This is a genomic window from Geomonas propionica (genome assembly GCF_016458235.1).
GTDB lineage: Bacteria > Desulfobacterota > Desulfuromonadia > Geobacterales > Geobacteraceae > Geomonas > Geomonas propionica.
On record NZ_JAEMHK010000001.1, the window covers coordinates 543,030 to 563,987 of the forward strand.

At 63.0% G+C, this 20,958-nt stretch carries 14 protein-coding genes; 12 read left to right on the forward strand and 2 right to left on the reverse strand.

Annotation, left to right across the window (positions count from 1 at the left end; genetic code table 11):
* Positions 1-136 precede the first annotated feature (136 nt).
* The 7 genes from JFN90_RS02475 to JFN90_RS02505 all read left to right on the forward strand — a co-directional run bounded on the left by JFN90_RS02475 (position 137) and on the right by JFN90_RS02505 (position 9,773).
* The gene (locus tag JFN90_RS02475; RefSeq protein WP_199393509.1) at positions 137-814 is read left to right on the forward strand and encodes a response regulator; all 678 of its coding nucleotides are present in this window, start codon (positions 137-139) and stop codon (positions 812-814) included.
* 95 nt (positions 815-909) lie between these two features.
* On the forward strand, positions 910-3,120 hold the full coding sequence (locus JFN90_RS02480) for an ATP-dependent helicase (protein WP_199393510.1): 2,211 nt from the start codon (positions 910-912) through the stop codon (positions 3,118-3,120).
* 55 nt (positions 3,121-3,175) lie between these two features.
* The gene (locus tag JFN90_RS02485; RefSeq protein WP_199393511.1) at positions 3,176-3,910 is read left to right on the forward strand and encodes a glycine zipper family protein; all 735 of its coding nucleotides are present in this window, start codon (positions 3,176-3,178) and stop codon (positions 3,908-3,910) included.
* A 151-nt stretch (positions 3,911-4,061) separates the two neighbouring features.
* Entirely contained in the window at positions 4,062-5,030 is a 969-nt protein-coding gene (pdxA, locus tag JFN90_RS02490; RefSeq protein ID WP_199393551.1) for a 4-hydroxythreonine-4-phosphate dehydrogenase PdxA, read from the forward strand.
* 37 nt (positions 5,031-5,067) lie between these two features.
* Positions 5,068-6,039, forward strand: coding sequence for a transglycosylase domain-containing protein (locus tag JFN90_RS02495; RefSeq protein WP_199393512.1), 972 nt, complete (start codon positions 5,068-5,070; stop codon positions 6,037-6,039).
* A gap of 209 nt (positions 6,040-6,248) precedes the next feature.
* A complete protein-coding gene (locus JFN90_RS02500; protein ID WP_199393513.1) occupies positions 6,249-7,322 on the forward strand; it encodes a response regulator in 1,074 nt (357 codons plus the stop codon).
* A 6-nt stretch (positions 7,323-7,328) separates the two neighbouring features.
* Positions 7,329-9,773, forward strand: coding sequence for a sensor domain-containing diguanylate cyclase (locus tag JFN90_RS02505; RefSeq protein ID WP_199393514.1), 2,445 nt, complete (start codon positions 7,329-7,331; stop codon positions 9,771-9,773).
* Here JFN90_RS02505 and JFN90_RS02510 read toward each other — a convergent pair.
* Positions 9,763-10,767 carry a hypothetical protein gene (locus JFN90_RS02510; protein ID WP_199393515.1) on the reverse strand — a complete coding sequence of 335 codons (1,005 nt, stop codon included), beginning with the start codon at positions 10,765-10,767 and terminating at the stop codon, positions 9,763-9,765. The genes JFN90_RS02505 and JFN90_RS02510 overlap by 11 nt on opposite strands.
* Before the next feature lie 386 nt (positions 10,768-11,153).
* On the opposite strand from JFN90_RS02510, the gene JFN90_RS02515 reads away from it, so the two are divergent.
* From JFN90_RS02515 to JFN90_RS02525, 3 genes are all read left to right on the forward strand, one after another.
* A complete protein-coding gene (locus tag JFN90_RS02515; protein WP_199393516.1) occupies positions 11,154-12,812 on the forward strand; it encodes an ATPase, T2SS/T4P/T4SS family in 1,659 nt (552 codons plus the stop codon).
* 12 nt (positions 12,813-12,824) lie between these two features.
* Positions 12,825-13,898, forward strand: a complete 1,074-nt coding sequence (locus JFN90_RS02520) for a type IV pilus twitching motility protein PilT (RefSeq protein WP_199393517.1) — start codon at positions 12,825-12,827, stop codon at positions 13,896-13,898.
* Between the two features lie 165 nt (positions 13,899-14,063).
* Positions 14,064-15,233, forward strand: coding sequence for an aminotransferase (locus JFN90_RS02525; protein WP_199393518.1), 1,170 nt, complete (start codon positions 14,064-14,066; stop codon positions 15,231-15,233).
* Positions 15,234-15,370: 137 nt separating this feature from the next.
* Here JFN90_RS02525 and JFN90_RS02530 read toward each other — a convergent pair whose 3' ends face one another.
* Positions 15,371-16,210: an alpha/beta fold hydrolase gene (locus JFN90_RS02530; protein WP_199393519.1), complete on the reverse strand. Its 840-nt coding sequence runs from the start codon at positions 16,208-16,210 to the stop codon at positions 15,371-15,373.
* A 482-nt stretch (positions 16,211-16,692) separates the two neighbouring features.
* Between JFN90_RS02530 and JFN90_RS02535 the strand changes: the two genes are divergently transcribed.
* Positions 16,693-16,896, forward strand: coding sequence for a hypothetical protein (locus JFN90_RS02535; protein WP_236018807.1), 204 nt, complete (start codon positions 16,693-16,695; stop codon positions 16,894-16,896).
* Between the two features lie 42 nt (positions 16,897-16,938).
* Entirely contained in the window at positions 16,939-20,871 is a 3,933-nt protein-coding gene (locus JFN90_RS02540) for a multicopper oxidase domain-containing protein (RefSeq protein ID WP_199393521.1), read from the forward strand.
* The last annotated feature ends 87 nt before the right edge of the window (positions 20,872-20,958 follow it).

Below are 20,958 nucleotides of genomic sequence, written 5' to 3' on the forward strand. Positions count from 1 at the left end.
GGCGGCCCATTTTAGTTTAGGTTCACATCTGCCGAAAAGGGGTACACCTGTGACCTTGACTTGAGAGCTGGCTACCGGTATTTTGATGCCAGAAATTGCATATTCAAAGAATCGAAAGGTTCTTGAGGGAGGACTCTTGCAGCCGACCATTTTGCTCGTAGACGACCTGCAGATGTTTCTGGAGATCGAGAAGGATTTTTTCAAGCATACCGACGTGAAGGTGGTGACGGCGCGCGATGGCGTCGAGGCGCTGGAAGCGCTGCAGCACCACAAACCGGCCCTGGTTTTCATGGACCTGCAGATGCCCAACATGGACGGCGCCAGTTGCTGCAAAGCCATCCGCTCCAATCCCAAGCACGCGGACACGCCGGTGGTCCTGATCTCCTCCAGCATCGTTGAGAAGGATCGCGAAGACAGCTTCGCCGCCGGCTGCAATTATTTCCTCAGCAAACCTGCGGGCCGGGACCGCTTCCTGGAGATCGCCCGCGAGTTCATCCCCGGCATCGACCGTCGCGAAAAACGGCTCCCCTGCGCAATGCCGGCCACCATGCTGCTTAACGGCGCCTCCGTCCCCTGCTCCCTTTTCGATCTCGGCGTCGAGGGTGCCTACGTGGCTACCGATGCCCAGGTGCAAGCCGGCAACGTGCTGCAGCTCTCCTTCACCCTGCCAGGCGGTACCGTGGTCGACACGGCCTGCCGGGTTGTTTGGAGCGACGCAAGCGGCAAGACCCGTCCCAAGGGGATCGGCGTCAAGTTTGCCCTCCTCTCCAAGCCACTGCGCTCCGCACTGGCCCACGCTTTGGAAAAGTTGTGAGGCAGATTCCCTTTTGACCTCGCTGGGGCTAAATGATATAAATAGGCGCTCGGCACTCCGAGGCACCTAAGCCCCGGCAGGCCCTAAGGAAAATCATGAAACTGCTCCACAATCTGAACCCTCCCCAGCAGGAGGCCGTGCAGCACGGCGAGGGACCGCTCCTGGTCCTGGCCGGCGCCGGCTCCGGCAAGACCCGCGTCATCGTGCACCGCATCGGCTACCTGATCCACGAGCGCGGCGTCCCCCCCTGGCAGATCCTGGCCGTCACCTTCACCAACAAGGCCGCCGGAGAGATGCGCGAGCGCATCCAGCACATGCTGGGGGAGGGGGAAATTCCCCTGGTCTCTACCTTCCATTCCACCTGCGCCCGCATCCTCAGAAGCGACATCAAGAGCCTCGGCTACGATTCCAACTTCGCCATTTATGACGACAAGGACTGCGAGCGCCTCTTGAAGGACTGCGCCTCCGAGATGAACCTGGATGAGAAACGCTACCCGGTGAAGATGCTCGGGAGCGCCATCGACGAGTTCAAGAACCAGGGGATGAGCCCCTTCGACGTCCCCGCCGACTCCCCCTACCAGGCCACCCTGGCCCGGGTCTACCGCTGCTACCAGGAGCGCCTCAAGCGCTGCAACGCGGTCGACTTCGGCGACCTGCTCCTGTTGACCGTGCAGCTCTTCGAGGAGCACAAGGAGGTGCTGGACAAGTACCTGCAGCGCTGGCGCTGGATCATGGTGGACGAGTATCAGGACACCAACCCGGTGCAGTACCGCCTGGTGCAACTGCTGGCCGGCGCCCGCCACAACCTCTGCGTGGTCGGCGACGACGACCAGTCCATCTACGGCTGGCGCGGGGCGGACATCCGCAACATCCTGGAATTCGAAAAGGATTTCCCGGGGGTCAAGGTGGTGAAACTGGAGCAGAACTACCGCTCCACCAGGACCATCCTGGACGGCGCCTGGCACGTGGTGCAGAAGAACAAGGGGAGAAAGCCCAAGCGTCTCTGGACCGACAACCCCGAGGGCGAACGCATCGTGTACCGCACCCTTCCCAACGAGTGGGAGGAGGGGCGCACCGTCTGCCGGGAGGTCGAGCGCTTCCTGGCCGAAGGTGGCGATCTGTCCGAGGTGGCGGTGTTCTACCGGACCAACGCCCAGTCCCGTGTCATCGAGGAGGCGCTGGTGGGCGCCCAGATCCCGCACCACATGGTCGGCGGCGTCCGCTTCTACGCCCGGCTCGAGGTGAAGGACATCCTCGCCTACCTGAAGGTGCTGGATAACCCTTCCGACGACGTTGCGGTGAAGCGGATCATCAACACCCCGCCGCGCGGCATCGGCAACACCACGGTGCAAAAGATCACCGACTTCGCTAACGAAAAGGGACTCCCTTTCTACGACGCCATGCTGGAGGGGGCCTACGGGCCGCTGCTCCCGGTCGCCGCACGCGGCAAGGTGGCCGCCTTCGTTAATGAACTGGAGGGATACAAGACCCTCAGCGAAAAGCTGCCGCTGTCCGAACTGACCGCCGCCGTCATCAACGATTCCGGCTACTATGCCCGACTGAAGGCCCAGCGGACTGAGGACGCCCAGGAACGCATCGACAACCTCCAGGAGTTGGTGACTGCGATGCAGAGCTACGAGACCATGCCGGGCGAGCACGGCCTTGCCGACTTCCTGGAACGGGTGGCGCTGGTCTCCGACCTGGAGCACGAAGGTGAGGGCAAGAAGTCTTCCGCCACGCTGATGACCCTGCACTCGGCCAAGGGATTGGAATTCCAACTGGTCTTCATGATCGGCATGGAGGAGAAGCTGTTCCCGCACGTGCGCGCGCTGGAAAACCCGGACCAGATGGAGGAGGAAAGAAGGCTCTGCTACGTGGGGATGACCCGCGCCAAGAAGCGCCTGTTCCTCTTGAACGTGCGCCGGCGCCACATCTTCGGGCAGGAGCAGATGAACGCTCCCGCCCGCTTCATCGCCGACATCCCCAGGGAACTCCTGGACAGCGGCGACCTTTGGCAGCGCCCCGAGCCCTCCCGCGACTTCTCATCTTCCTCCTCCCATAACCTCGCCTCCCTGTTCGAGGAAGAGATCGAGCCGGAGTTCGAGGACAACGAGGTGCGCATGGTCCCCGACGACGAGGACGACGGCATCTGGGTCGGGATGAAGGTGCGCCACGCCCAGTTCGGGCCGGGCACCATCCGGAAGATCGAAGGGGAAGGGGACAACCAGAAGGTAATCGTCTGGTTCAACTCGCTGGGTGGGCCGAAGAAGCTCCTGGTGCGCTTCGCCGGGCTTGAGCGGGCCTGAAAAGCGGTATATAGTTGCCATGTGTTGTTAATGAAAATATCAAGGAGGCTACCCCATGAGAAAACTAGCAGTCTTCATGATCGCCATGATGCTGTTCTCCGGATGCACCCACTACAAGAGCCAGTACGTTTCCTTCCGGCCGCCCGAGGCGTACCAGAACCACCTGGAGCAATCGGGTGTCTCATTGGGAGGCGAGGCGTATGCGACCTCGGATGCGGCGGAGCAGGCCTTCGGTTTCGACATCAAGGGCGCCGGGCTGTTGCCGGTCATGCTGGTCATGGACAACAAGAGCGGCAAGACATTGGAGCTGATGGCGGGGCAGACCTTCCTGGTGGACGAGGCCGGCAACTATTGGCCTATGGTCGCCAACAAAGTGGCCTTCGACCGGCTGGAGAGCTCGACCCAGTTCGGCTCCTTCTTCGGTAAGGGTGCCGGCAAGGGCGCGCTGCTCGGGGCCGCGGCCGGTACGGTGCTCGGCGCCGCGCTCGGCATCGTTTCCGGCAAGAGCGTGGCGGGGTCCCTGGGTAAGGGTGCCGCCCTCGGCGCCGCCGGTGGCGCCATCATCGGCGGGACCCAGGAGGGGACCTCCAACGACCGCGAGAACCGCATCTCCGACGACCTGAGGAGCAAGGGGCTGGAAGGGCGCCCCATCCCGGCCGACAGCCTCTCCAACGGTTTCATCTTCTTCCCGGGCGAGGCCCCGACCGCCAAGGAGCTGAGGCTGCAGTGGCGCGAGAAGGAGACCGGACTGGTGCAGAAATTGATCCTGCCGCTCAACGTGCGCAAGTAGGCGTACTTGCCGCAAGGGGACTGGCTCCGCCAGGTGCCTGTCCCCCTCGGTGACAAGCGGAATAGGGGCTCGCGGGCCCCTATTCCTTTGTGAGCAGTCAGGTAGCGAGTAAAGGAGAACAGGCTTGGAAAAACCGATTATCGCCGTCACCATGGGGGACCCAAGCGGCATCGGGCCGGAGATCATCGCGGCGGCGCTGGCCGACCCCGCCGTCACGGCGCTCTGCCGGCCGCTGGTGCTGGGCGACCGCGCCGCCATCGAGCGAGGCATTGCCGTTGCCGGTGCCAACCTCACCATCGTCTCCGCCCCGGACCTGCTTCCGCCCGCGGAACCCGCTCCCGGAGCGCTCTACCTGCGCGAACTCTCCACCCTCCAGCCCGACCAGATGGTCTACGGCCGTCCCAGCCCGGACGGAGGTGACGCTTGCTACCGCTACATCTGCGCGGCGGCGGAACTGTGCATGGACGGCACGGTCGCGGCCATGGCCACCGCTCCCATCAACAAGGAGTCGCTGAACAGCGCCGGGCACCACTTCCCGGGGCATACCGAACTCCTGGCGGAGCTGACCGGCGGGCACGAGGTGGTGATGATGCTCGCCGGCGACCGCTTGCGCGTCACCCTGGTTACCATCCACGAGGCGCTGGCCCAGGTCCCGCAACTGGTCACCTTCGATCGCGTCCTCTCCACCATCAGGATCACCAACGACTCGCTTTCGCGCTGGTTCTGCAAGAAGCCGCGACTGGCCGTACTCGCGCTCAACCCGCACTGCGGCGAGGGGGGGATGTTCGGCGACGAGGAGAGTCGCATCATCGCCCCGGCAGTGGCAGCGGCACGGGAAGAGGGGATCGACGCGGTGGGGCCGCTCTCCGCCGACACCCTGTTCCACTTCGCCGTGCAGGGGAGCTACGATGCCGTGGTCTGCATGTACCACGACCAGGGGCTGATCCCGCTCAAGCTTTTGCACTTTGATGACGGGGTCAACGTCACCCTCGGCCTCCCCATCATACGCACCTCGGTCGACCACGGCACCGCCTACGACCTGGCCGGCACCGGCAAGGCGAGCCCCGCCAGCATGAAAGCCGCCCTGGTTATGGCGGCGCAGATGGCGCGCCCACAGTGACGAAGTACGTTTATGCCCTGCTAGTAAAGGAACTGTTATGAAATTGAAGAAGTACCTCCTCTGGGGCGCCGGTCTCTGCGCCATCTACGCGGTCTACGTCGCCATCTCCCTCTTCTTCGTCCCGCCGGTCACCGTGCTCAAAGACAAGAAGATGAACATCACCATCCAGGTCAAGGACTGGCAGGGGAACTACCATCCGCTGGTGGTCGGCCCCAAGAACCGCTACTGGACCCCGCTCTCGCAGATCCCCTCCGAGATGAAATGGGCGGTCATCCTCGCCGAGGATGCCTCCTTCTACAAACACGAGGGGATCGACGTGAAGGCGATCAAGGAGGCGATCAAGTACGACCTGGAGAAGCAGAGCTTCGCCCGCGGCGCCTCCACCATCACCCAACAGGTGGCCAAGAACCTGTTCCTGTCCCGGGAGAAGACCCTGACGCGCAAGGCGAAAGAACTCTATCTCGCCAAGCGGATGGAGCAGGAGATCACCAAGGGACGCATCATCGAGCTTTACCTGAACGTGATCGAACTGGGGCCCATGGTGCACGGCATCGGCCACGGGGCGCGCTACTACTTCGGCAAGTCACCCGCCGCGCTCACCCCGCGCGAGTGCGCCTTCCTGGCGGCGATGCTCCCGGGGCCGCGCGTCGCCTACAACCCGTACAAGAACCTGGACAAGGTGCTCAAGCGCTCCAACATGATCCTGAGGCTATTGGCGAACAAAGGTGTGCTCTCCTCCGGCGAATACCAGGCCGCGTTGGCCGAGACGCCCAACATCGGCCGGATGCAGAAAAAGGTCGACGAGAGCATCAAGCAGGTCGAGGTCATGGCGAACCACACCAGCGCGACCGTGCCGCAGGGGCTTACCTCGGAGCCGGACAAGGGGCAGGCCGAGCCCGGCGCCGCCCCGGCCGAGCAGCATCCCGCCGCCGCGGAACCCGCACCGGAGAAGCCGCAGGAAGACGCCGCCCCCGCCAAGGATGCGGCCCCGGCGCAGGACAAGCAGTAGCAGGATAAGTCATTGCAGCGGATCAACACCCTTTGCCGCCCCTCCCTCTCCCTCTGGGAGAGGGGAAATCATCACCCCCGTCGCCCCCTCACAGCCTTTCCCCCACCACGCTTAAACTTATCTTAGAATTCTCCTCCTCAAGTTCCCATTAAATCTGCCGAAAATTACGAAGTAGACCAATCAGTGTCCCAAGCTACTGGAGAAGTGTCATGGAAACAGCTATATCAGGCCGCGTCATCCTCGTAGACGACGACCCTTATGTCTTGGAAAGCGTCGCCTTGCTCCTTTCTGTGAGCGGGTTCGAGGTGCACCCGTGCTCAAACGGCAGGGATGCGCTCGAGCTTTTGCGTCAGTCACCTCCCGACGTTGTCCTCACTGACGTGAACATGCCGCAGATGTCGGGCATCGAACTCTTGGAGCAGATCCACGACTACGACCGTGACATCCCGGTGATCCTGATGACTGCGTACGCCGAGTTGGAAATGGCGGTGTCGGCGATCAAGAAGGGGGCCTTTGACTTCATCATCAAGCCCTTCAAGACCCCCTACCTGATCTACGCCGTCGAAAAGGGGATCAACTACCAGAGACTGTTGCTGGTGGAGAAGAACTACAAGGCGGAGCTCGAGCGCCAGGTGCTGGACCGGACCCGGGAGTTGGGGGAGGCGCTGGTTCAGATGCGCAGCATGAGCCGCGAAACGATTGAGAGGCTGACGGCGGCGGCCGAATTGAGGGACGAGGATACCGGTAAGCATATCGCCCGCATCGGGCTGTACGCCAAGCGCCTGGCCGAACAACTCGAAATGCCGCGCGAGTTCGTGGAGGGAATCGCCATGTCCTCGCCGATGCACGACGTCGGCAAGATCGGCATCCCGGATGCCATCCTCCTGAAGGCGGGCCCGCTCACCCCCGAGGAGTTCGGCATCATGAAGAGCCACACCTCCATCGGCGGCAAGATCCTGGAGGGGTCCAGCCACCTGGTGTTGCAGATGGCCGCATCCATCGCCAACACGCACCACGAACGCTGGGACGGCACCGGCTATCCGCGCGGCCTGGTGGGGGATGCGATCCCCATGGAAGGGCGCATCGTCATGCTGGTAGACCAGTACGACGCCTTGAGGAGCAAACGGGTTTACAAGCCGGCGCTGGACCACGAAAGGACCGTGGAGATCATCACCAAGGGGGACGGCAGGACCATGCCGCACCATTTCGCTCCCCAGGTGCTGGAGGCTTTCGAAGCTGCGGCCGCCGATTTCGCCACCATCTACGCCACCCATAACGATTAAAAAGCCATGGTCAGGTTCAGCCTGAAAATAAAACTGGCGCTGGTGGCCTTTCTCCTGATCGGGATCGTGAGCACGGGTGTCGCCGGACTGGGCCTCATGTTCTTCATCAAGGAGTTCAAGGCCAGCATGGCCAGCCGTCAGTATTCGGTGGTCACCGCCATGGCCGCCGACATGGACGACCGCATTACTTCGGCGCAGCGGGAACTGGTCGCGGTGGCGATGAGCATCCCTTCCTCCATGGCGACCGACCCCGAGCGCCTGCAGCACTTCCTCGACTCCCGCCTCGACTTGCACCAGGTCTTCAGCGACGGCACCGGCTTCTATTCCCCCAAGGGGATCCTGCTCGCCTCGGCCCCGGGGCAGACCCTTTTCCTCGGCAAGGACTTCTCCAGCCGCGAATACTTCATCCACACGGTCGGCTCCGGCAAGCCGTACATCTCCGAGCCGCTCATCTCGGCGCGGGGCAACCTCCTGGTCATCTTCACCGCGCCTGTCCTGGGCGCAGACGGCACCCTGATCGGCGTCCTGGGGGGGAGGGTGGAACTCGCGGAGGAGAACTTCCTGACTCGTCTGAGCCGGCTGCGGGTCGGTGATGGCGGACACTTCTTCCTGTTCAACGACCAGCGACGCCTGATCGTGCACCCGAACCGGGATCGGATCCCGCTGCCGCTGTCCCCTCACGGCAAGCAGGAACTCCTAGACCGGGTCATCGGCGGCTACGAGGGAAGCGGCGAGATGGTCGGCCCCTCCGGCGTCGCCGGCATCTACTCTTTTAAAAGGCTGCAGTCGACCAAGTGGATCCTGGCAGCCGAGCGTCCGCTGGCGGAGGCGTACGAGCCGATCTACCGGGCCCGCACCCTGGTGCTCTACAGCCTGGCCGCGCTCATTCCCGTCGCCTTGGTCTTCGTCTGGCTCTTCGTCGGGCGCCTGACCGCCCCCTTGCTCACCTTCGCCGCCCGGGTGCGCAGCCTGGGTGAGGGGACCTCTTTCGAGCCGCTGCCGCTGCAAAGCCGGGACGAGATCGGCGAGTTGGTGCAGGCGTTCAATACCATGATGCAGGAACTGGTCAGCCAGAGAGGGCGGCTGGAGCACGAGAAGAGTTTCGCGGTGCAGCTTCTGCAGCACAGCGCGCTCCCCTGTTTTGTCATCGACGCCGAGCATCGGGTCATCATCTGGAACAAGGCGCTCGAGGAGTTGACCGGCGTCGGTGCCGGGAGCCAGGTGGGGCGGACGGAGGTGTGGCGCACTTTCTACGAGCAAAAGCGCCCGATGCTGGCCGACGTGGTGGTGGACGGAACGCTGCAGGAGATGGCCGACCTCTACGGCTGCTATGCCGACTCGGAATTGATCCCGGAAGGGCTGCACGCGGAGGGGTGGTACCGGCTCAAGGGGAAGCAGCGTTACCTCTGCTTCGATGCCGCCCCGATCAGGGACAGCGAGGGGCGCGTGGTGGCCGCCATCGAAACCCTGCAGGACGTGACGGTCAAGGCCAAGACCGAGGAGCGGCTCACCAACATGGTGGAGGCGATCGGAGAGAGCGAGGAGCGCTTCCGGCGCCTGGTGGAGCTCTCGCTGGACGGCATCGCCATCCTGGTGGGGCGCCGCTTCGTATTTATAAACCCCGCCGGCAGCGAACTGCTCGGGTGCCATGCCCCGGACCAGCTCTTGGGACGGGAGATGCTGGAGTTTATCGAGCGGGAGTCGGCGGAGCTTTTCCTGGAACAGGTGACCTACGCGGAGCAGGGGGACAGCAGCGCGCCTTGGATCGAGGAGCGGCTCTTGCGCCACGACCGGACCAGCATCGAGGTGGAACTGGGGGTGGGACCCTTCGTGTACCGCGGCGAGCGGGCGCTGCAGGTGATCTTCCGGGACATCACGGAGCGGAAGCTGGCCAAGGCGCGGCTGGAGAGCCTGGCCCACTACGACTCGCTTACCTCGCTGCCGAACCGGGTGCTCTTCTTCGACCGGCTAAGGCACGCGCTCTCCGAGGCGAAGCGCTACCAGCACCCGATGGCGCTCATGTACCTCGACCTGGACTGCTTCAAGGAGATCAACGACCGCTTCGGCCACGCCGCCGGGGATGCCGTGCTTTTGGAGGCGGGGCAGCGGCTGAAGGATTGCGTGCGCGCCTGCGACATGGTGGCGCGCATGGGGGGGGACGAGTTCACCATCATCCTGACCAAGATGGCGGAGCCCCAGGACGCGGCGGTGGTGGCGGGGAGGATCATTCAGGCCTTTGCCCAACCCTTCCTGGTGGAGGGGCAGGAGGCCGGCGTCGGGGTGAGCATCGGGGTCTGCATCTACCCGGAGTGCGGGGACGATCTGGACGGGATGGTGCGCGCGGCGGATGGCGCCATGTACCGCGCCAAGCAGGAAGGGAAGAACATGTACCGCTTCCACCCCCCGGCTGGGAGGGATGGAAGCGGCGAACCGGAAGGGGCTACAGCCTGAGGGCCTCGACGGCGACCTCGTCCAGGGCGTTGGTGGTGTCGAATTCGGTTTCGGCGCCGTCACAGGTCACGGCGATGGTCGCCGCGGCGCCGGGCTCGGCCTTGGTGTAGCGCAACAGGATCTGGGCGGCCTGCTCCAAAAGCTCGGGCGAGCTCTCGCCCATGACCGCGGCCAGGGGGCTCATGCCGTCCTTCCAACGCAGGGCGGCCTCGCCGGCCTGGATGGCGCGTTCCAACAGTTGGTTCTCGGCCTCGTTTCTCCCCATGACCACCTTGGTGCGGCGGCCGATCCGGAAGTGCCTGCCCAGCTTCAGCATCCGGAAGTCCCTGAGGTTCAACTGGTCCGAGTGATCGAAGACGTCGCGAATCTTGCCGACGAAGGAGAGCTCGGTCAACAGGCAGCCGCCGGCCGGGCAGGGATAGTTCTTCACGTCCAGTTCCTCGGCCAGTTCGAACTGCTCCTTGCGGGAGCGCCCCGAGATGGAGAGGAGCTTCTCGCGATCCACCCACCCCTCTTGCTCAGGAATGGTGGGCTGGAAGTGTTTGGCGGAAAGGGGGCGCAACAGGAGCCCTTCCAGGCCGCTCTCCCGCTCGATGATGCGCAGGGTGTCGCGGCGCTGGCTCATCGGGCGCTGTCCCAGCACCTCGCCGGTGATCACGAAGTCGGCGCCCGATTCCTCCATGTACTCCTTGGCCTTTTTCAGCAGGTAGATGCGGCAGTCGATGCAGGGGTTCATCCCCTTGCCGTGGCCGTGCTTGGGGTTCCTGATGATCTCCAGGTAGTCGGCACCCTTGTGCATCACCTTGATGGGGATCTTGAATTCCTCCGCCACCCGCACCGCCTCCGACTTGCAGCCGGCGTTCTTTCCGGTGCAGGTGCAGAAGGGGGAGGTGAAGTTGAGTGCCTCCACGGCGATCCCCTGTTCCAGGAGCACCTTGACGGCGAGGGTGGAATCGAGTCCGCCCGAGAGCAGGGCGATGGCTTTTCTTTGCATGCAAACTCCTTATTCAATTGACAATTCAGAATTGGCAATTGACAACGTGTGGTCTCGTTCTGTAATGATGGCAGTTACTTGCAACGCGACTGACAGATAAGCGGGAAGGGATCTGCGTTGAGGTTCTGCTTAAGTCGAGGTAGCGCATCCGGGGTAATGGTTTCATTCTAGCAGCCCGGCCTTGACGCTGGGCCTGCCGCCTCGGGCATTGTCAATTGTCCCTAGCCAATTGTCAATCGATTTGTCTGCTCCATTGCGAATACTGAACCGACTGCTTTGCTCCATCGTCGACTAGTCATCGAGCTGTCTGCTCCATTGTCAATTGGTTTGTTTTCGGGTACATTTCCCCCTGGCACCGCCAACTGCAGCATCCTGGAGGTTATGCAATGAACGGGCTTGTCAAGGAAGGGTCCATCGGTGAGGTACTCTTCAAATCCCAGATCATCACCGAGCACGAGTTGAGGGCCGCCCTCGAGGCGCAGAAGGTTTCGGGATGCCGGGTCGGCGAAGCGCTGGTCCGTATGGGAGTGGTCACCCAGGAGGACATCGACTGGGCGCTCGCCAACCAGTTGAACATCCCCTACGTACGACTCAAGAAGGAAAACATCGACCCTGCCGCCGTGGATAAGGTCCCGGCCCAACTGGCCCGGCGCCACAGCCTCTGCCCGGTGGTTCTCACCGGCAGCGAGCTCTCGGTGGCCATGGCCGACCCCCTCAACAAGGAGGCGGTCGAGGAACTCACGCGCGTCTCCGGTTGCAACATCAACATCTCGGTCGGCCTGATCCGTGAGATCCGGGAGATGCACGAGATCCTCTACGGGCCGGACGTCTCCCACCCCGAACTCGGTTTCACCTCCGGACAGTTCAGCGCCAACGTTCTCGCCGCGATAAACGCCGACCTGACCGGCGCCATGCTCCTGAACCACCTGCTCTTGCGCGTGGTGCAGCAGAAGTTCGCGGGAGTTGCCCTGCAGCCCCTGGGGGACCAGGTGCGCGTCGTGGCGCGTAGCGGCCACAAGAGCATCGAGATGGGGAGGATCGCCATCACCCACTACGCCCGCCTGACCGAGCGCGTCCGGCGCCTGTCGGGACTCCCCGTCGACGGAGAGGGAGCGGCCACCGGCGTGCTGAAGTTTCTTTGGCAGGGGAAGAAGATCCCCTTCCAGGCGCTTCTGATGACCGGCGACGGCGGCGACTACGTGACCCTAAGGCTGCACACCGTCGCGCCCCAGTTGAACACCATGGAAGACCTCGGGCTCACCCCGCGCCAGCACGACGACCTGGCCATCCTTGCCACCGCGAGGGACGGGCTGGTCATCTTCGCCGGGCGGTCCACCGAGGAGCGCAGCCGGCTCATCGACCTGTTTCTCGATTCCTGCGACCATGCCGACCGCACCGTTTTGCTGGTCGGGGAGCGGCTCGGCCGCGGCAGGAGCCGTTTCCCCCGTCTTGGCCACGCCCGTTGCGGTTGCGAGGACAACGCCGCGGTCATCGCGGCGGCCATGGACCACGACCCCGACGTCCTGGTGGTCGAGGACGTGACCGACCTTTCCACCTTCATCGCGGCGAGCAAAGCGGTCATGCGCGGCAAGCAGGTGGTGGCCGGGATGTCCCATGCCACCAAGGGGGAGGTGCTGAAGCAGCTCATCTACCTGATCCAGAAGAACTACCTGATTCCCACCCACGTGAGGGGCATCGTTTCCAGCCGCTGCGTGCTGCTGTTGTGCCCGGACTGCAAGGAGCGCTACGCTCCGGCGCCCGAGGAACTGGCGGCGCTCAGGCTGGTACCCGGCGAGCGTGCCTATTTCCGTCCGACCGGCTGCCCCGCCTGCGACCAGACCGGTTACCGCGGCAAAAAATACCTCCTGGACGTGATCCGGTTCGACAAGGATCTCCTGGAGGCGTTGGAAATGATCCGGGACAGCGATGAGCTGGTGCGCTATCTCAGGGAGAACGGCTTCCGCGGCATCGTGGAAGAGGGAGCGGAACTCCTGGAGCGGGGCGAGATCGCCCCGGGCGAGTACGTCGCCTCAATAATTCTGTGACGGAGATAAGACATGGCAAGGATTGATGCGCTGTTCAAACTGCTGCACGACGCCGGGGCTTCCGATTTGCACCTGTCCGCGGGGTCGCCCCCTATTTTTCGGCTGCGCGGTGAGATGGAGCGCCAGAACTTCAAGACTCTGTCCCACGACGAACTGAAGGCTATCCTGTACGAGATACTGACCCCCAAGCAGCGCGAGCACTTCGAGGAGAAGCACGACCTTGACTTCGCCTACTCGGTTCCCGGCCTGGCCCGTTTCCGCGGCAACTATATGATGCAGCACCGCGGCATCGCGGCGGTGTTTCGTATCATCCCCAGCAAGATCCTGTCTGCCGACGACCTGGGGCTTCCCGAGGGGGTCCGCAACATGACCAAGCTCAGGAAGGGGATGGTGCTGGTGACCGGCCCCACCGGGAGCGGCAAGTCGACCACGCTGGCTGCCATGATCGACCTGATCAACAGCACGCGGCGCGAGCATATCCTGACCCTCGAGGACCCGCTCGAGTTCATCCACGAGAACAAGATGTCGCTGTTCAACCAGCGCCAGATCGGCGAGCACTCCGAGAGTTTCGCCAGCGCGCTCAGGGCGGCCCTGAGGGAGGACCCGGATGTCATCCTGGTCGGCGAGATGCGCGACCTGGAGACCATCGGCCTCGCCATGAGCGCCGCCGAGACCGGTCACCTGGTCTTCGGCACCTTGCACACGAGTTCGGCGGCCAAGACCGTGGACCGCATCATCGACGTCTTCCCGAAGGACGCCCAGGAGCAGGTGCGCGCCATTTTGTCGGAGTCCCTCAAGGGGGTGGTCTGCCAGCAGTTGCTGAAGACCGCCGACGGCAAGGGGCGTGCGGCGGCCCAGGAGATCATGGTCTGGAACCCCGCCATCGGCAACCTGATCCGCGAGGGCAAGACCTTCCAGATCCCGTCCATCATGCAGACGGGAAGGAAGGACGGCATGCAGCTCATGGACCAGCACATTCTGGATCTTTTAAAGACCAAGAAGGTGTCGCCCGAGGAAGCCTACCGCTGCTGCCAGGACAAGCGGCAGTTCGAGCAGTACCTCACCGCGCCACCGCAGGAACACTAATAAGCAAAAAGGCAAAACCATTGGCCACGCTTGGGTCCGCAAGCGTGGCTTTTGTTTTTGATTTCTAGGTTTTAAAGCCGGAACTGGTGCACCAGGTGCTGCAGTTATGAAGCGTTGTATTAAGGGGCGTGCGGCAGAGCCACCATACTCATGAGGGGGAAGTGGATGAAGTTTCCCGTTTCGGAACTGATAGAGAGGGTCCACCCACCGCCGATCTCGGAGGTGAAGGGATGGCTGGCGGCCGCCAACCCGAAGCTCGCGCTGATTGACCTCTGCCAGGCGATCCCGGATTACCCGCCTCCGCCCGAACTGGTCGACCACCTGGAACAGGTGATGCGCGACCCTCTCACCTCGCGTTACAGCATCGACGAGGGGCTCCCCGAGGTGCGCGAGGCGGTCTGCCGCGGCTACCGCCGGCTCTATGACGCCTGCATCGACCCCTCCCAGATCTGCCTCACCATCGGGGCCAGCCAGGCGCTCTGGCTCGCCATGGTGACCCTGTGCCGCGCCGGCGACGAGGTCATCGTGCAGCTGCCCGCCTACTTCGACCACCCCATGGCGCTCGCAGTCCTGGGAATCCGCGCCGTGTTCGCCCCCTTTGACGAATCGACCGGAGGCTTGCCAGACGTCGCGGCCATCGCCGGGCTGATCACGGACAAGACGCGCGCCATCCTCCTGGTTACCCCCAGTAACCCTACCGGCGCCGTGATTCCGCCTGAGACCATCAACGAGCTCCACCAGTTGGCCCGGCGGCGCAACGTCGCGCTGGTGCTGGACGAGACCTACAACAGTTTCATCACCGGCGGCGTCCGTCCCCACGACCTGTTCCGGGATCCCTGCTGGGGGGACTACTTCGTCCACATCGCATCATTCGGCAAGACCTTCGCGCTCACCGGTTACCGGGCGGGGATGCTGGCCGCATCGAGCAAGTTCATCGAGCATGCTTTGAAGGCGCAGGATACCATGGCGGTCTGCCAGCCCCGGGTCACCCAGCACGCGGTGCAGTACGGCTTGGACCATCTTTCCGACTGGGTGGCGCAAAATCGGGTCATGATGGAGCGGCGCCACGAGGTGTTCCGGGCCGAGATGGCGAAACCGGGCAACCCGTTCCGGCTGGTGGCGAGCGGGCCCTTCTTTGGTTGGGTGGCGCACCCCTGTGCGGGGCGGACGGGACGGGAGGTCGCGAAGCGGCTGGTCGAGGAGTCGGGGATGCTGCTTCTCCCCGGGGAGGTATTCGGGCCGGGGCTGGAGGGGTATCTGAGACTCGCCTTCGGGAACATCAAGGAGGAGGTCATTCCCGAGGCGGTGCAGCGGTTCCGGGACTTCAAAAGCTGAAAACCCGGAAAACCATTTCACAGGGAGGAAATCTGAGAAAATCTGAGAAAGGCAAAAGAGGGGTGCGAAAAAATCGTCCTTCTCCTGTCTTTGGTTTCTCAGAAGTCCTCAGAAGTTCTCCCTGTTAATGGTTTGGCTTAAAGAGCTTCTTGCAGGAAATCGATCAACCCGTCGTTGACCTCCTCGGCGTGGGTCCAGTTGAGGCCGTGCGGCGCACCGGCCACGACGATGAGACGACTCCCCTCGACCGCTTCATGGGTCCGGCTCCCGGAGGCGGCGAAGGGGACGATCCGGTCGTCGTCACCATGGATGACCAGGGTCGGGATCTTGATGCTCAGCAGGTCCTCCCGGAAATCGGTCAGCCATGAGTGCACGCAGGAGTGCGTCGCGATCGGCGACGCCGTGGCCGCGATGTTCCAGCTAAGCCTAAGCACCTCTTCGCTCACCTTTTTCCCGCCGAACGCATGCACGTTGTAGAAGTTGCCGAGAAAGCTGGTCAAAAAGGAGAGCCGGTCGCTCCTGATTCCCTGCCGGATCCCCTGGAAGACATCCCCATCCAACCCCGCCGGGTTATCCGGCCTCTTGAGCAGAAACGGTGTCACCGCCGCCATGAACACCGCCTTCTTGATGCGCTCGGAGCCGTAGCGCCCCAGGTAGCGCGCCACCTCGCCGCCTCCCATAGAAAAGCCAACCAGTACTGCCTCGCGCAAATCCAGGGCGTTCAAAAGCGCGTTCAGATCGGCCGCCAGCGTGTCGTAGTCGTAGCCGGTAGAAGGCCGGCTCGACTGGCCGAAGCCGCGTCGGTCGTAGGTCACCACCCGATATCCTGCCTCCAGCAGGGCGGGAACCTGCCTCTCCCATGACCTGCCGCTGAGCGGCCAGCCGTGGATCAGCACCACCGGCTGCCCTTCGCCTAGGTCCTCATAGTACAGATCGATGTTGCAAGAGTTCTCCTTCCCCACGGTGATGTAGCTCATCGGTGCCTCCTCACTTTCCTCCCCCTTTCGGGTGGTTAGCCAGCGGTTATCCGACGCCGGATCCGGCGCAAGTTGTTCAGATACAACATTTCCTGGACAAGTCAAACGGACCGCTGAACCGTCCCGGCGCCACTCGCGATGGTCCGTGGCACAAGACCGATCCGCTGCAATGTGAAGGGGTGTGAAAAATATCAACTTGTATCCAAACGTATACGCCCCCCGCAAATCCATGATTAGAGCGGCTTTGCGTTTACTTCGCCTTATAAAGAGCTTCCAACTCGCGACAGCCGTCTCTAACCCCGACTGCGCCTTCTCAATCTGTAACTATTCGAATATTGGCTGAAAATTTTTTTTTATGATTTGTGGCACGATCCCTGTAATTACTTTGGCATTGGTTTGGCCTAGTCGGTCTAGACCTGTAATCAAAATCGGTGACGTGACAACTACAGGGCGTAAAGGAGGAAACGGTTATGAGGCGATTAATGACGATGATAGCGGGACTGATAGTGTCCCTTTCGTTGGCGGTAGCCGCGAATGCAGCTCCGGCCGCAAATGGGACGGCTCCAAAGACAGGGAAGGGCATCCAGAATGCCAAGAAGGTAGCGCAAGCCAAGATGGAACGAAGCAAGAAGATGCAGGAATTGGAAAAGAAAGGGCATGCCAAGAGACAACAGGCAAAGAAGTAAACCAGCAACGAAATGACCTTGATATGTAAAAAGGAGGAAGTTATGGACAGGCTGAGAACAACATTGATAGCGTGCCTGGCAACACTGGTGATCACGCTTTGGGGACTGGCTCCCCCACCAGCACAGGCCATCGACGAAACCAAAGTACCCCATTATTTCGGACCGGCTCCCAACTGGGCGCTGAGCCCGCTGCCGACGGTTGACCCGGTTACCAGCGCAGTCTCCGGCGGCATCAAGAAGTTCGTGAACCGTCTCCCCGGCTTGGGCGAGGGGAATGCGAACGACCTCGGCCAGTACCTCCCGGTGGCCGTCGCCGACACCACCACCTACCCGGGAGCTGACTACTACGAAATCGGCGTGGTGCAGTACCGCCAGAAGATGCACTCCGACCTGCCGCCGACCCTGCTGCGTGGCTACGTGCAGCTTTCCACGACGGTGGTCCCGGGCAAGCAGGTTGCCCTCACCAACGCCCTGGTCGACGGCACCACGGTGTCCGTCGCCAGCTACACCGGCGTGACTTCCCCTAACTACCTCGGACCCGTCATCGTGGCCCAGAAGGACCGTCCGGTCAGGATCCTGTTCCGCAACCTTTTGCCTAACAACGCAGGCGGCGACCTGTTCCTCCCCGTCGACGCGACCATGATGGGCTCCGGGATGGGGCCGATGTCCATGGTCACCCCGACCGATGCCGGTACGGTCACCGACACGGTACGTAACCCGCTTTGCACCGCCAACCCCAAATCCGACATGTGCTTCAAGGACAACAGGGCCACCTTGCACCTGCACGGCGGCGTGACCCCCTGGATCAGCGACGGTACCCCGCACCAGTGGACCACCCCGAAAGACGAGTCGACACCCTGGCCTGCAGGCGTGAGTGTTAAGAACGTGCCCGACATGCCCGATCCGGGCCCCGGTGCCATCACCTTCTTCTACACCAACCAGCAGAGCGCGCGTCTCATGTTCTACCATGACCACGCCTGGGGCATCACCCGTCTCAACGTCTACGCCGGTGAGGCTGCCGGCTACGTGATCCAGGACGAGACCGAGCAGGCACTGATCAGCAAGGGGCTCATCCCCGACGGCAACAGCACCATCCCGCTCATCGTGCAGGACCGCACCTTCGTGCCGCAGGGCGACAAGGTTGCCCGTACCGGCCAGCTCTACGACCAGGACCCGACTTGGGATGCCGACCGTTGGGGCGGCTTTGGCAACCTCTGGTACCACCACGTCTACATGCCCGCGCAAAACCCGAGCGACCCGAGCGGCATGAGCGCCTTCGGCCGCTGGATGTACGGCCCCTGGTTCTGGCCCCCGGCAAAACCGATGTACCCGCCGATCCTGAACCCGCGTTTCAACATGGACCCGGCGACCGCGTTCACCACACCGCTCGCCAAGCCGTGCGACCTGAACGATTCCACCACCTGGCAGTACCAGACCGACCCGTTCTGCGAGCCTGAGATGATCCCGGGTACCCCGAACATCTCCGTCGGCATGGAGCAGTTCAACGACACGCCGGTAGTCAACGGCACCGTGTACCCGTACACCACGGTCGATCCCAAGGCGTATCGCCTGCGCATCCTGAATGCGGCCAACGACCGTTTCTTCAACCTGCATATGTATGAGGCCGACGTTAACACCGCCAGCACCTCCCTGAACGCCGATGGCAACCCGATCGGCGGTACCGAGGTGGCCTTCAAGATCGCTGAACTGGCGGCGGCACAGCTCGACCCGAACGTGTTCCCGACTCCGGACACCACCCTCTCCCCGAAAGGGCCGGACTGGATCCAGATCGGCAGCGAGGGCGGCTTCCTGCCGGCACCGGCCGTGATCCCGCCGCAGCCCATCACCTGGATCACCGATCCCACCCGCTTCGACGTGGGTAACGTGGACCAGCACTCCCTGGCGCTGGCACCGGCAGAGCGGGCCGACGTGATCGTCGACTTCTCCAAGTACGCCGGCAAGACGCTGATCCTTTACAACGACGCCCCTGCGGCCTACCCGGCACGCGTGGCGAGCTACGACTACTACACCGGCGCCCCCGACCTCTCTCCCGTCGGCGCCCCGGGTGTAATTCCTGGCTACGGCCCCAACACCAGGACCGTGATGCAGATCAGGGTCAACCCGCTGCCCGACCCGACGGTAACCCCGGCCCCGTTCGACCTCCCCTCGCTGCAGGCGGCGTTCGCGCACCAGGCCGATGGCTCCGGCGTATTCGAATCCGGTCAGCATCCGATCATCGTCGGCCAGGCCGCCTACAACTCGGCCTACGGCACCAACTTCCCGGCGGGCAGCTGGTGCAACGCTCCGGGGAGCACCAAGCAGTCCTGCGACGGCTTTGCCCGGATCTCCGACCAGGGCGGCAACCTTTTCGGCTTCAACACCCTGTTAGGACCCAACACGAAGTTCCAGATCCCGCTGCAGCCCAAGGCCCTGCATGACGAGATGAACGCGGTTGCCTTCGACGAGTTCGGCAGGATGACCGCCAACATGGGCCTCGAGGCGGTTCCGGCCGCTCCGGGCGCACAGAACGTGATCCTGTACCCGTACGTCAACCCGGCCACCGAACTGATCGACGGCACCAACCTGCCCAAGGGCGACCTGAACGTCACCCCGATCTCGACCCAGGACGGCACCCAGATCTGGAAGATCACCCATAACGGGGTGGACACCCACCCGATCCACTTCCACCTCTACGACGTGCAGGTACTCAACCGCGTGACCTGGGACAACATCATCATCCCGCCGGATGCCAACGAGCTCGGCTGGAAAGACACCGTAAGGATCAGCCCGCTGGAAGACACCATCGTCGCCCTGAGGCCGATCGTTCCGACGCTGCCGTTCGAAATCCCGAACAGCGTCAGGATGCTCAACCCGATGATGCCGGCCGGCTCCACCGCGATGTTCGAGCCCACCGACATCTCCGGCAACCCGACCAACGCCATCATCAACCAACTGGTCAACTTCGGTTGGGAATACGTGTGGCATTGCCACATCCTCAGCCACGAAGAGATGGACATGATGCGCCCGGTCTCCTTGGCCCTGCCGCCGAAGCAGGCTGACGGCCTCGCCTTCACCACCTCCGGTTCCGGCAACAAGGCGCGGCTCACCCTGAACTGGAACGACAACTCCATCAGCGAGACCTCGTTCGTGGTGAAGAAAACCACTGACGGCACCACCTGGACCACCGTGGGCACCATCGCCTCCCCGCTGGACCAGGCCAACACCACCGGGCCGAAGACACTGCAGGATCCGGCCATCTACAACCCGAACGTGGTGACCGAGTACCAGGTACTGGCACTGAACACCGTCGGCTACGGCGGGCAGATGCCGAGTATGACCGTGCAGTCGGCCTCGGCACCGCTCTTCACCGGTAGCGTCCCGGTAGATCCGACCAACATGAACGCGGTTCTGGCTGCCGGACCGAAGGTCACCATCACCTTCACCGACAACGCCACCACCGAGACTGGGTTCGTGCTCGAACGCTCCGTGAACGGCGGCGCCTTCACCCTGCTCGCCAAGCTTCCGGCCCGCAGCAACACCGGCAGCGTAACCTACACTGACAACCTGACCCTCTCGGCAGCCGACACCACCTACACTTACCGTGTCGCCGCCGTGAACGTTGCCGGCCTGTCCGGGTACGCCGTTTCCCCGACCATCCTGCTTCCGGCACAGCCGGCCGCACCGGGGAACTTCACCGCAACCAACGGCAAGAACACCGGCAACAGCAGGAGCGTGGTCCTGAATTGGCAGGATCTCTCCAGCAACGAAACCGACTTCACCATCCAGAGAGCCACCGACTCGGCCTTCACCAAGAACCTGAACAGCATCACCGTCAATGCCGGGGTGACCACCCTGACCCAGACCGGGCTTGCCCGCAACACCAAGTACTGGTACCGGATCAGGTCCAACAACGGCATCATCGTTTCCTCCGGATGGGTGAACGCTACGCCGTTGCCCATCACCACCAACCCGTAGTATCAGCCGTCCATGCCTGGGGAGGAGGTGCTGGTCCTCCTCCCCGGGGATTTTTTCCAAACCAGCAGCAATGCAAAAAGGCCCCCT

What these genes read in the sequence shown, in the direction of transcription:
- JFN90_RS02480 (WP_199393510.1), top strand. Translation starts at nt 910, where the DNA reads ATGAAACTGCTCCACAATCTGAACCCTCCCCAGCAGGAGGCCGTGCAG.
- JFN90_RS02485 (WP_199393511.1), top strand. Translation starts at nt 3,176, where the DNA reads ATGAGAAAACTAGCAGTCTTCATGATCGCCATGATGCTGTTCTCCGGA.
- pdxA (WP_199393551.1), top strand. Translation starts at nt 4,062, where the DNA reads ATGGGGGACCCAAGCGGCATCGGGCCGGAGATCATCGCGGCGGCGCTG.
- JFN90_RS02495 (WP_199393512.1), top strand. Translation starts at nt 5,068, where the DNA reads ATGAAATTGAAGAAGTACCTCCTCTGGGGCGCCGGTCTCTGCGCCATC.
- JFN90_RS02500 (WP_199393513.1), top strand. Translation starts at nt 6,249, where the DNA reads ATGGAAACAGCTATATCAGGCCGCGTCATCCTCGTAGACGACGACCCT.
- JFN90_RS02505 (WP_199393514.1), top strand. Translation starts at nt 7,329, where the DNA reads ATGGTCAGGTTCAGCCTGAAAATAAAACTGGCGCTGGTGGCCTTTCTC.
- JFN90_RS02510 (WP_199393515.1), bottom strand. Translation starts at nt 10,767, where the DNA reads ATGCAAAGAAAAGCCATCGCCCTGCTCTCGGGCGGACTCGATTCCACC.
- JFN90_RS02515 (WP_199393516.1), top strand. Translation starts at nt 11,154, where the DNA reads ATGAACGGGCTTGTCAAGGAAGGGTCCATCGGTGAGGTACTCTTCAAA.
- JFN90_RS02520 (WP_199393517.1), top strand. Translation starts at nt 12,825, where the DNA reads ATGGCAAGGATTGATGCGCTGTTCAAACTGCTGCACGACGCCGGGGCT.
- JFN90_RS02525 (WP_199393518.1), top strand. Translation starts at nt 14,064, where the DNA reads ATGAAGTTTCCCGTTTCGGAACTGATAGAGAGGGTCCACCCACCGCCG.
- JFN90_RS02530 (WP_199393519.1), bottom strand. Translation starts at nt 16,210, where the DNA reads ATGAGCTACATCACCGTGGGGAAGGAGAACTCTTGCAACATCGATCTG.
- JFN90_RS02535 (WP_236018807.1), top strand. Translation starts at nt 16,693, where the DNA reads ATGACGATGATAGCGGGACTGATAGTGTCCCTTTCGTTGGCGGTAGCC.
- JFN90_RS02540 (WP_199393521.1), top strand. Translation starts at nt 16,939, where the DNA reads ATGGACAGGCTGAGAACAACATTGATAGCGTGCCTGGCAACACTGGTG.